The organism is Olleya sp. AS48, from assembly GCF_038900355.1.
Classification (GTDB): Bacteria; Bacteroidota; Bacteroidia; order Flavobacteriales; family Flavobacteriaceae; genus Olleya.
The window spans coordinates 190,011-202,755 of sequence record NZ_JBBMRD010000002.1; the positions used below are offsets into that span (position 1 = coordinate 190,011).

Genomic DNA, 12,745 nt, shown 5'->3' on the forward strand with positions numbered 1-12,745 from the left:
CAGCACACACAAACTTAAAGAACAACAATTTAAAACTTAGAAATTATGAACGTACTACAAAACAATCCGGAACACGTTAGCATCACCAAAATTAACGTGAGTAAAAAAGCAATTTTAATTATAGCAACCATAGTGTTAGGCTTTTTTAACCTAAATGCAACTAACCAAAATAAATCACTTAATAGTAATACATCCATTGAGCTTTTAAAAGATGAATTAATTACAATTTACGACTGGACAGTTATAACTACTAATGGCACATATTCTGGAACTGCTACAACATTATTTGAAGCCAAAAAGCGATCAAACTTAGTTGGGCAAAACGAAGTTGTTTTAGAAAGAAAAATCACTAATTATTATGTATTAAAAAGTTACCTGCTTAAAACAGAAAGTCGCCTATACTTTTGGGAAGTAAAAAGCCAAAAAGGATACGCTAAAGGTTATGCTACCACAGAAGCATATGCAAAACAAATGATACGTCTAGTAGCAGAAGGAGATATAATTTCTCATAAAATAATTGCTAGCGAAAATAAAAAAAAACACTAAATAGGGTAACAAAATAGACACACTATTTATATAACTATATAAACCTTTAAACTATAAAATCATGAAAAATTTAAAAACAATTTTTGGAACAGTATTAATGACCTTAACATTACTAACTAGTTGCGAGACTAAAGATGATGGAGACAATGACTTTGACAATGCTATTGACATTGCAACAGCTCAAGAATTTAAAAACATTAAAGATACAGCCTTAGCTAATCTAACTCAAAATTTCACCTTTAATGCAGACGACGGAAACATTTCTTTAACCTCTGCCAATGGAGTACAAATAAATATTAACGGTAATTGTCTAACCTTAAATGGTAACTCAGTAACTGGGCAAGTACAACTAGAATATGTAGAGTTGTTTGAAAAAGGAAACATGCTTACTACAAACAAACCTACTATGGGAACATTACCTAATGGTGATAAAACCTTATTAATTTCTGGAGGCGAATTTTTTATCGAAGCCACACAAAATGGTAGCGCATTAGATACAACCTGTGGTTTGCAACTTATTATACCTGCTAGCTTAACAGGTGGAGCAGATCCATTAATGTCACTTTGGGAAGGCGAGATTGATGCAGAAGATAATTTAACTTGGGACGAGGTAGAAGATGCAACAGGTCAAGGTGGTGTTTTTGTAGAGGGTAGCGAGTATTATGGATTGTTACAAGGTTTTGGATGGTCTAATGTAGATCGTTTTTATAGCGACCCAAGACCAAAAACATTAATCCAGGTACAAGCTCCAATAGGTTACAACTTTACTAATAGTGCTGTATATTTATCTTATGATGGTGAAGATTCTGGACTAGCTGCTTTGGACACCTACGACGGAACATTAAATTTATTTAGCGAACATTATGGACAAATACCAATTGGTTTAGAGTGTCACGTAATTTTTGTAACAGAAGACAATGGTGTTTGGAGATATGCAATCAAACCAGTGACAATTGTAGCAAATGATATTATAACGTTTACTATGGATGACACAACAACAGGAACAGAAGCAACCTTAACAGCTTTAATAAATGGTTTACCATAAACCATTAGCCTACTTAAACTTAAAAGTCAGAAATTAATTTTTCTGACTTTTTTATGTTTAAACATCTATTGTTATATACCGTTGCTTTACTTAAAACCACCACTCATAGATTGAAAAACTAATATCAATATTATTATTACTAAATTTAATCTCTAAACCACACCACAAATGAAAACTATAATCGCTATTATTTTCACCCTAAGTCTAACCAATATCACTTTTAGTCAAGACACAGTAATAGATACGACTAGACGCACTGCAACCATAGATTACAAAATAGAAGGCAAACAGGTCCAATTCTCTCCAAATGCACCACAACTAAATCAAATAGCTGGTGCACCTAAAGCGTTTTACACAAATTATTGGGAATTTGGAGATGGTACTTACAGCAAAGAAAATAATCCTACTAAAGTTTACAAAAAATCAGGAGACTATGAAGTAAGACTTTGGGCTACCAACAATTACGACACAGGTAAACCACCTACTACTAGACCAAAAAAAATTAGAGTTAACACCTCAGATGACACCTACCAAGAGCAAGCGTCAATGGAAGATGCAATAGATTTACAACGCAATAGAGAGCCCATTCCAGAAGAAGAAATAGTAGTAATTTACAAATACAAAAACACAAAAGACTACACTACAAACGGTAAAGTCTATTTGTTTTATAACGAAGCAAAATATGGCGACGACAATTTTACAATTACAGATACTAGAACGTATCATGGCGAGATTGCTCAAGATAACGACAACCTAGTTTACACCTCTAAACCAGAAAACAAAACCTATTACGCTTCCGCAGAAATTCAAAGCTTGCGTAATACATTTAACCCTCAAGATTCTACTGAAAGACAAAATTTACCATTAACACTTGCCGAAGCTAAAGCCAACTATAAAAACTCAAGCCAATTAAGCTTTAGCAACATGCAACCAAATGAAGAGCGTAATATATTTTACACCTTAAAAACAACACCAGAAATGCTAAAGGATACAAGTGCGATAATTTCGGTTAGAGGTGTTTATATTCCAGATAATAATTATGACGACCATAATGTAAAAGACATGGAAATGGAAATTGTAACCTCTCACGATCCTAACAAAATGTCCTCAAACGCTACTTTTTTAAACTACAGATTAGTACGTTACAAAAAACCTAAATTTAAAATTAGATTTCAAAATAATGGCGAAGGTCCTGCAACCACAATTAGACTAGAAACAGACATACCAGATATGTTTGACAAAACCACTATTGAAGTTTTGGACATGTACCCAAAAGTAAAAATTTGTCCTAAATACGAGGTCCAATATAGTTGCCTTGATACAAGCTATACACATAAGCAAGCCATATTTACTTTTAAAAACATTTACTTACCAGGAAGCCAGCAAAAAAACGTGAAGGTTTATGACTCCACAAAAGGTTTTGTACAATACCGCATTAAGTTTGGTAAGGATTTTCATAAGCAAAAAACCAAATCACGTACTGCTATAATTTTTGACAAAAACGACCCAATAATAACTAACTATTCTACAACACGTTTTTTACCAGGTATATCTATTGGTGCAAAAGCTGGTTACAATCTATTCTCGGATTTAGATAATTCTAAAAGTTACTTTGTTGGCGCCACAGTATCGCCTTACAAATCCTACAAATGGTATTGGCAAGCAGAGCTTTTAAACAGTTTTCATAGCTTTGATAGTGATAGATTGGTCACTCAAACCATTATTGGCGAACCTGGAATCGACGACAGGATACAGCGCACAACAACCACCAAATCCTATGACAACATAGACTGGGAAATCCCTGTATTAGCAAGATATAACGTTAATAATTACATTGGTCTTGGAGCAGGTTTACAAGGCGCACTGTCCATTAGCCAAAAAAGCACAGAAAACATTTTAATAGAAGAATTTGAAAACACTAACATCCAACCGCCTTTTTTATTAGACACATCACAAACCGCTAACCAGAACACAGAGACATTTACAAACTTCAGAACCGGTTTTTTAGTAGAAGCAACTGCTGGATTTGCCAGAATTGGTCCAAGTATTGGTGCACGATATGTATTCAATTTTAAAACAAATTATAATTACATGCAGTTTTACGCTATCTGGAAATTTTAGATAGAATTAATTTGATTTATACTTTTAATAATGAAATATAGCCTTGTCATATTCCTTTTTTTAGTCTTCGGAAGTTGCTTTTCGCAAGATTTAGAAGAAAGTATTTATGTGGCTACTGAAACATTTAACAAAAATAGAACCACTCAAACCTTTTCCGTTTTACTTAAAAACGAAGTTGAATTCTCTTCAAAGTTAAAGACAAAAGACCACTATTTTGCCTATCTATTTTTGTTAATCAATAAAGCAGATTATTTATATCAAAGTAACCAACTACCCAAAGCTATTACTGCTTATGAGGCTGCATTGGACGTTTACAACACACAACAATTAAATAAAACCTTTGCGTATGATATTACAGAGTATTGCTTAAAACCGTTAGGTATACTTTATCATAAAATTGGTGATTATACCAATGCAGAAAACACAATTAAACATTACATTTTTCTTGCTGAAAAACAAAAAAACAATCCACACAGAATTAGTGGTGCCATAAACCTAGCTAATCTTTATTATACTCTTGGCAAATTTAATTCTGCACTTAATATTGCCAAAAATGGCTTAGATATAAAAGGAGCTTCAGCTATACAAAAGCAAGCATTACAACAGGTAATTAATAAAAGTGTTATTCAAAATAATTCTGAATTAAAAAATAACCCTAATGCATTGGCGTTGGAAAACAAGTATGATAACGATAGTAAATACCATTTAGCGCTAAAAAACAAAGATTATAAAACTGCATTATTCTATTTTGAAACTAAACATTTACACATAAATAAGGATACACTAACCGCTAGAACTAAAGCAAAATTAAATTTTGAAGAGGCACAATTACACTATAAATTAAACGATTTTAAAAACACTTCGGTAAAACTAAAACTGGCTTTACAAGCCTTATTACCAAATTATAATTTAGAAAACTTACCAAAAAAAGAAACTCTTTATCCTGAAAACACATTTATTGATATTTTTGATTTATTGGCTTTACTACAATCCAATCTTGACAATACTTTAGCCTGTTATGACTTAAGCTTTTACGTTTCAACATTATTGACTAATAACTTAACCTCACAAGAGTCTAAACTTATCCATCTACATGCCAATCGTAAACGTAGTGAGTCCATAATAAGTGCACTTTATAAGGCCTATCAAAACACTAAAGACACAACCCTTGTTACACAAGCTTTTGCATACGCTGAAAAAAATAAAGCTTCGATTTTAAAAGAAATAATTGGTAAAAAAACACTGTTAGAACATCATCCAACAGACACCTTATTAATAAAAGAGTTAACATTATTACAACAACAAGAGCTTTTAACAAATACCTTAATTAAGGCCCAATATCAACAAGATGTAAAACAGATTAATAAATTAAGTCAAGAGTTAACATCAGTTAGTATTGCATTAAAAAAATTAAAAGCTAAAATTAAAGCTAAGTATCCTGAGCCTAACGATGTAGATATTTCAATCTCAAAACTGCAACACAAATTAAAAACAGATCATGCTGTGTTGGTCGAGTATTTTTATGGCGAAAATCATATTTTTCAGTTTATAATTTCGGCAACAGCCATAAGTTTAAATAACATTACAAGAGATGCTGTTTTTAACACAGCTATAAGTGACTATATCCATTATTTTGATAACTCATCGGTTATAAATAATAACATTCCTCAATTTTCCAATGCTGCTTTTAAACTATACAAAGCATTACAATTTGACAAAACTCTAGCTTTTAAAAATGTAGTAATAATTACGGATGGCTTTTTAAATTTTATTCCTTTTGAAAGTTTACTAACCCAATCCACAGACACCAAAAACTATTCTAAAATGCCATTTGTTGTCAACAACCAAGTATTAGCGTACAATACTAGTGCTTTGTTTTATTTAAACGCGTCGGATTTTAAATATGAAGATAAAGTCTTGGGTGTGTTTCCTGTATTTGACAATAGTGATGCAAAACTAACCTACTCTTTAGACGAAGCTAAAAGTATTGACAAACATACAAATGCAAAGTTTTTAATGTACCAAGATGCCACTAAAAACAATGCGATGCAACAAGCTAAAAATTATGGCGTATTACACTTATCTACACACGCAAGTAGCGGAACATTTACCATACCTGCAAACATAGATTTTATAGATCAAAAATTATTTTTAAACGACTTATACAGTCTTAATCTTAAAAATCAATTAGTAGTCCTTAGTGCTTGCGAAACTGGTATTGGAAAATTACAAAAAGGAGAAGGCAGCATGAACTTAGCAAGAGGTTTCCAATATGCAGGTGTTGAAAACTTATTGTTTTCCTTATGGAAAATCAATGATTTATCAACCTCACAACTAATGGCTTCGTTTTACAAAAATTATAGTCAATCACACTCTCCTTTTATAGCTAATCGTTTAGCTAAATTAGATTATTTAAAAGATCAATCCATTTCTAACATAAAAAAATCACCTTACTACTGGAGTACCTTTATCTATTATGGTCATTTGACACCAGAAAGACCAACGGTAAATTCAAAATATATCATTTTTACTTTTATTGGTTTAGGGATTGCTTTACTTTTATGGATTATAATACGTAAACGCAAAAATGGACCAAACGCTTAAAGATTTTTTATTTGCTAAAGACTATATAAGAGTCAAATTAAAACTAACAAAAACTAATCATTTTGAAATTAAAGCGTCTATAAATGGTTATAAAGGCTTATTTATTTTAGATACTGGTGCATCAAATAGCTGTGTTGGTTTTGAGGCAGCTAAAAAATTTAGCTTAAAAAAAGTTAAAGATTCTGAAATATTAGCTGCAGGAGCTGGTGCAATAGGTATGGTTACTCAAGTATCTAAAAATAATACCATCAAAATTGGACGACTTAAAATAGCAAAGTCTGCTTTAGTATTATTTGATTTAAGTCACGTTAATACAGCATTAATCAATCATAACGCACAACCAGTTGATGGTATCATTGGAGCAGATGTATTAAAAAAAGTAAAAGGAATAATTGATTACGAAAAAAAATATTTGTACTTAAAAAAATTAGTCTAACAGCTTATTTTTTTATAATTTTAATTACCAAAATCCAACCTCTAAAAGACCTCCTATAATATGAAAGCATCAATAGTAATAGCAGATGACCATCCTTTAATGCTTAGAGGATTATCTGATTTTATTACCTCTAGAGGATTTAAAATAATTGGAAGTGCCGAAGATGGACAAACTGCTTACAACTTAATAGTAAAACTAAAACCAGATTTAGCCTTACTTGACATTAGGATGCCAAAAATGACAGGTTTAGAAGTCGCTGAAGCTTGCTTTAAAAACGAATTAAACACCAAAATTATTCTTATTACATTTGATAACGAAGAACATTTATTTGATAGAGCTAGAGCTTGTAATGTTTATGGTTATATATTAAAAGAATTTGCGGTTGAAGAAATAGAAACCTGTATTAAGCATGTATTAAAAGATGAAGCTTATTTTAGCGAAGAGATTGCCTCATACTTAAATTCAAAAGTTAGTTTTTCTAGTTCTAATTTATTAGAAATATTAACACCTACAGAATTAAAGGTGGTTAAGTTACTGTCTGAAAAATTAACCTCAGCCGAGATTTCAAAAGAATTAGCCAGCTCTACTAGAACCATTGAAAAGCACAGAAGTAATATTGTAAAAAAATTAGACTTAAAAAAATCGCATAACGAGCTTATGTTATGGGCTAATATGAATAAAGACCTTATTAAAAACACGTAGACTTTTACGTAAAATAATTGTTAGCTTACTACATTTTATTTTAAAAACAAGTAACTTTCATAACAAACACGGACAATTACAGCTTTAATTGAGATATCAATTAAAGCTTTTTTAATATAATAAAGTCTGAAAAAAATACGTAGTTCTACGTATTTCACAGGTCATTTATTACTTATATCTTAGCAGTGCTATTAAATCAATTTTTAGGGAAAATTGGTAGAAGCTCTAAAACGACTAATTGTTTTAGAGCTTTTTTTTTACGCTAGACCTTAATAAAAATACGTAGTTCTACGTATTTCACACCTCAATTATTACTTATATCTTAGCAGTGCTATTAATCAATTTATGAAGAACTGAGAAAGCTCTAAAACATTAATTTGTTTTGGAGTTTTTTTTTGGAATTCACTCAAATAAAAATACGTAGTTCTACGTATTTCACACGTTATTAATATCTTATATCTTAGCAATGCTATTAAATCAATTTTTAGGGAAATTGAGAAAGCTCTAAAGCAACGTTTTGTTTTGGAGCTTTTTTTTTACGCTAGACCTTAATAAAAATACGTAGTTCTACGTATTTCATATGTCCTTTGTACATTATACCTTTACAATGCTATTAATTAGTTCTTAGGGAGAATTATTTAAAGAAAACTCTGCGCTGTAATGGTGCAGAGTTTTTAATTAATTAAAATTATGGATTTAGAAAAGAGAACACAGGAGCAAAACCGTATAATCGCTGCTTGTATTATTATACTAGCAGTCATCATAATTGCTTTTAATATATTTATTTTTTTTAAAAAATAGGTGTAAAAAAAAAGGGAACAACATTTAGTTATTCCCTTTTTTTTTATAAAACTATTATTCTTACTAAAGCTCTAAAGCTTTTTTAACATCATTGTTCATTAGTAATTCTGTTGGGTTTTCTAATGCTTCTTTAACAGCTACTAAAAAACCTACACTTTCTTTACCATCAATTATTCTGTGGTCATAAGATAAAGCAACGTACATCATAGGATGTATTTCTACTTTACCATCAACAGCTATAGGACGCTCAATAATATTGTGCATTCCTAAAATACCACTTTGTGGTGGGTTAATAATAGGAGTAGATAACATACTTCCAAATACACCTCCATTTGTAATAGTAAACGTTCCACCTGTCATTTCATCTACAGTAATTTGACCATCTCTAGCTCTAAGTGCTAAACGTTTAACTTCAGACTCAACACCTCTGAAAGATAAATTTTCGGCATTTCTAATTACTGGAACCATTAATCCCTTAGGTCCAGAAACAGCTATACTTATATCTACAAAGTTAAAAGTTTTCATTTCTTTTTCATCAATCATAGAGTTAACTGCAGGATACATCTGTAATGCACGCACAACTGCTAATGAGAAAAAGGACATAAATCCTAAGCCAACACCATGCTTAGCTTTAAAAGTTTCTTTATACTCGTTTCTTAATGCAAAAATTGGAGACATGTTTACTTCGTTAAACGTAGTTAACATGGCTGTAGTATTTTTTGCTTCAACTAAACGCTCTGCCACTTTACGACGTAACATTGACATTTTAGTGTTAGTCGAGCTACGATCTCCTCCAGTTGGAGTTCCCATAGATGGTACAGCTTTAACTGCATCTTCTTTAGTGATTCGTCCATCTTTTCCTGTTCCAGCTATGGATGATGCATCCATGTCTTTTTCAGCTAATATTTTCTTAGCTGCTGGACTTGCTGTACCAGAAGCATACGTTTTTGTTGCTGGATTAGGAGCCTTAGCTGCATCAGTATTAGGTGTTGCTTTTTGATCTTTAGCTAAATCTTTTTCAGCGTTTGTGTTTCCGCCTTCATCACCACCTTCAAAAGTGCTACTTGCTGGTGCTTCTGCACTTGTGTCAATTAAACATACAACTTGGCCAACTGCGACAGCATCTCCTTCTTCAGCTTTAAGCGTAATAATTCCGCTTGCTTCTGCTGGCAACTCTAAAGTTGCTTTATCACTATCTACTTCAGCAATTGCTTGGTCTTTTTCTACATAATCACCATCTTGAACTAACCATTCTGCTATTTCAACCTCTGTGATAGATTCGCCTGGAGAAGGCACTTTCATTTCTAAAATCATCGTAATGTAACTTTATATTGTTGTGTTATTTTTATTTTTTTGCTAAATCTAATTGAATAAATTCAAACTTATTATCCGTTCCTAATAGGAAATACCCATTATAAACACCTTTATCAAAAGTAATTGTATAATTGTTTCCTGAACGAACTGTGTCTTTATATTCAATTGATTTAATTTTCCCTAAAGCTTCCATATTTACCTCTTTTGTAAAGTACGCTTTTGTTTTTTCTAGGGTTAAAACTTGTTTAAAATTATTATCAAACATGTTAAAAATACTAGTAACATCTCCATTGTTATAATGGTTTTGAAAACTAGTTACTGCATTTTTATAGTTATCTTTTTCTTGTGCTATTCCTAAACAGGATACCAAGAGTGCTAGTATTAAAAGTAACTTTTTCATGTTTATAAATTTATTGTTTATCGCTGGTTATTTTTTGTTTTATCAAATACAAAATCTATAACTTCTTTATGACGTTTTTTAGAACGCACAGAACTACCTGCTGCTGGTGCACCATAAGGACGTCTTGAAGCTAATCTAAATGTTTTAGCTTCGTCTAAATGCATTAACATATGCGCATAAGCACCCATATTTCTTGGTTCTTCTTGTGCCCAAACAATGTCTTCTGCATTTTTGTATTTGGCTAATACTTCTCTAATTTGTGTTGTTGGTAAAGGAAATAACTGCTCTATTCTAATTAAAGCAACGTCTTCTCTGTTTAAATTTTCACGCTCCTCATCTAAATCGTAATAGAATTTACCAGTTAATAACACTAATGTTTTTACTTTATCTACCTGAACAGCTGTATCATCAATTAGTGTTTGGAATGTTCCGTTTGCAAACTCATCTACAGTACTAACACATTTTGGATGACGTAGTAAACTTTTTGGTGTAAATACAATTAATGGTTTACGGTAATTAGTTTTCATTTGACGTCTTAGCAAGTGAAAAAAGTTTGCTGGTGTTGTACAATCTGCAACAAACATATTATCCTTAGCACATAACTGTAGGTAACGCTCCATGCGTGCTGAAGAGTGCTCTGCACCTTGTCCTTCATACCCATGAGGTAATAACATAACTAACCCGTTTTGAGTTTTCCATTTATCCTCTCCTGCAGATATATATTGATCCAGCATGATTTGTGCACCATTACTAAAATCTCCAAATTGTGCTTCCCAAATTGTTAATGTATTAGGACTAGCCATAGCGTATCCATAATCAAAACCTACAACGCCATACTCTGATAATAATGAGTTGAAAATATGAAATTGACCTTGTTTGTCACTTACTTGGTTTAGTAATAAAATTTCTTCTTCGCTATCTTCTACTTTGACAACAGCATGTCTATGAGAGAATGTTCCACGCTCTACGTCTTGACCAGACATACGAACACTGTAACCTTCGTCTAATAATGTTCCGTAGGCTAAATGCTCTGCCATAGCCCAATCTAATCTGTTTTCGTCAAACATAGTTTGGCGATCATTAATCAAACGTTCTATTTTTCTGATAAACTTTTTATCCTTTGGTAAGTTAGAGATTACTTTTGTAATTGCTGCTAACTTAACTGAAGACGTAGTAGTATCCACAGATTGCATCATAATGGTTTCATCTACCTGAGTAAAATCTTTCCATTGTTCCTCCATAAAAGGCGTAATTATAGTTTTGTCTTCCTTACGAGAATCCTCTAGTTTTTCTTCTAAACTAGATTTGTAATCGTTTTCTAATTGTTTAACGTGATCCTTATCAATAATACCTTGTGCAATTAATTTGTCTGCATAAATATCTCTTGGATTAGCATGCTTAGCAATTGCTTTATATAGTTTTGGTTGTGTAAATCTAGGCTCATCACCTTCATTATGACCATATTTTCTGTATCCTAATAAATCTATAAAGACATCTCTTTTAAAATTCATTCTAAAATCTAATGCAAACAACATTGCGTGTACTACTGCTTCAGCATCATCTGCATTAACGTGTAATACTGGCGACAAAGTTACTTTACCAATATCTGTACAATAAGTACTTGATCTTGCATCTAGATAATTGGTTGTAAATCCAACTTGGTTATTTACAACAACATGAATGGTTCCGTTAGTTTTGTAACCATCTAATTGTGCCATTTGTACAACTTCGTAAACCAAACCTTGACCTGCTATTGCTGCATCACCATGGACCACTATTGGTAGTACTTTACTAAAGTTGTCACTATATAATGTGTCTTGTTTTGCTCTAACAATACCTTCTACTACTGCTCCGACAGTTTCCAAGTGTGAAGGGTTAGGCGCAATACTTAAATTTATTTTTTTACCGTTATCTGTTTGACGGTTACTTGTCCAACCTAAATGGTACTTAACATCTCCATCAAATACTTCCTGCTCGTAATCTTTACCATCAAACTCACTAAAGATATCTTTTGCAGATTTTCCAAATATATTTGTTAATGTACTTAAACGACCTCTATGTGCCATTCCCATTACAAATTCTTGAACACCAAGCTCAGCAGCTTTTTCAATGACAGCATCTAAACCAGGAATTAAAGACTCTCCTCCTTCTAGAGAAAAACGTTTTTGTCCAACATATTTAGTATGCAAAAAGCTCTCAAACGATACCGCTTCATTTAATTTTTTAAGGATATGCTTTTTTTGCTCTCCAGAAAAATTAGGCTGATTATCGTTGATATTTAGTTTATTTTGAATCCACTGAATTTCGTCAGGTTTTCTTATATACATATATTCAACACCAATAGCATCACAATAGATACTGTTTAAATGTTTTAATATTTCTCTTAGCGTTTGCGCTCCAATACCTAAAATATCACCAGCATTAAATTTGGTGTCTAAATCGGTTTGAGACAATCCAAAATTCTCCAAATCCAGTGTAGGCTCGTATCTACGACGATCCCTAACAGGATTGGTTTTGGTAAATAAATGTCCTCTGTTACGATAACCATCTATTAATTTTACGACCTGAAATTCTTTTTGAACATGTTCTGGTATTTGACTAGAAACACCTTCCACAATTTCGCCTTCAAGTCCATAATTTTCAGATCCAAAGTCGTAACCTTGAAAAAAGGCTCTCCAACTAGGCTCAACAGAGTCAGGGTTTATTGTATATTGTTCGTATAAATCAGCAAAGTATGCTGTATGTGCTGCGTTTAAAAAGGAGTATTTATCCATTA

9 protein-coding genes are annotated in these 12,745 nt (G+C 32.0%); 6 read left to right on the top strand and 3 right to left on the bottom strand.

Going from position 1 to position 12,745, the window contains the following annotated elements:
- Positions 1-45: 45 nt before the first annotated feature.
- From WNY60_RS03945 to WNY60_RS03970, 6 genes are all read left to right on the top strand, one after another.
- Complete coding sequence (locus WNY60_RS03945; RefSeq protein WP_342861575.1) at positions 46-546, top strand: hypothetical protein; 501 nt, start codon at positions 46-48, stop codon at positions 544-546.
- Between the two features lie 61 nt (positions 547-607).
- The gene (locus WNY60_RS03950) at positions 608-1,591 is read left to right on the top strand and encodes a hypothetical protein (protein ID WP_342861576.1); all 984 of its coding nucleotides are present in this window, start codon (positions 608-610) and stop codon (positions 1,589-1,591) included.
- 168 nt (positions 1,592-1,759) lie between these two features.
- Positions 1,760-3,712, top strand: a complete 1,953-nt coding sequence (locus tag WNY60_RS03955; RefSeq protein ID WP_342861577.1) for a PKD domain-containing protein — start codon at positions 1,760-1,762, stop codon at positions 3,710-3,712.
- A 30-nt stretch (positions 3,713-3,742) separates the two neighbouring features.
- Complete coding sequence (locus WNY60_RS03960; RefSeq protein WP_342861578.1) at positions 3,743-6,316, top strand: CHAT domain-containing protein; 2,574 nt, start codon at positions 3,743-3,745, stop codon at positions 6,314-6,316.
- Positions 6,300-6,752 carry a retropepsin-like aspartic protease gene (locus WNY60_RS03965; protein WP_145005951.1) on the top strand — a complete coding sequence of 151 codons (453 nt, stop codon included), beginning with the start codon at positions 6,300-6,302 and terminating at the stop codon, positions 6,750-6,752. Before WNY60_RS03960 ends, WNY60_RS03965 begins: the two co-directional genes overlap by 17 nt.
- A gap of 60 nt (positions 6,753-6,812) precedes the next feature.
- Entirely contained in the window at positions 6,813-7,454 is a 642-nt protein-coding gene (locus WNY60_RS03970; protein ID WP_339807994.1) for a response regulator transcription factor, read from the top strand.
- Positions 7,455-8,318: 864 nt separating this feature from the next.
- Here WNY60_RS03970 and odhB read toward each other — a convergent pair.
- The 3 genes from odhB to WNY60_RS03985 are packed head-to-tail and all read right to left on the bottom strand — an operon-like array spanning position 8,319 to position 12,743.
- A complete protein-coding gene (gene odhB, locus WNY60_RS03975) occupies positions 8,319-9,569 on the bottom strand; it encodes a 2-oxoglutarate dehydrogenase complex dihydrolipoyllysine-residue succinyltransferase (protein ID WP_145005945.1) in 1,251 nt (416 codons plus the stop codon).
- Between the two features lie 31 nt (positions 9,570-9,600).
- On the bottom strand, positions 9,601-9,969 hold the full coding sequence (locus WNY60_RS03980) for a DUF3887 domain-containing protein (protein ID WP_145005942.1): 369 nt from the start codon (positions 9,967-9,969) through the stop codon (positions 9,601-9,603).
- Positions 9,970-9,986: 17 nt separating this feature from the next.
- Positions 9,987-12,743 carry a 2-oxoglutarate dehydrogenase E1 component gene (locus WNY60_RS03985; protein WP_342861579.1) on the bottom strand — a complete coding sequence of 919 codons (2,757 nt, stop codon included), beginning with the start codon at positions 12,741-12,743 and terminating at the stop codon, positions 9,987-9,989.
- Positions 12,744-12,745 lie beyond the last annotated feature (2 nt).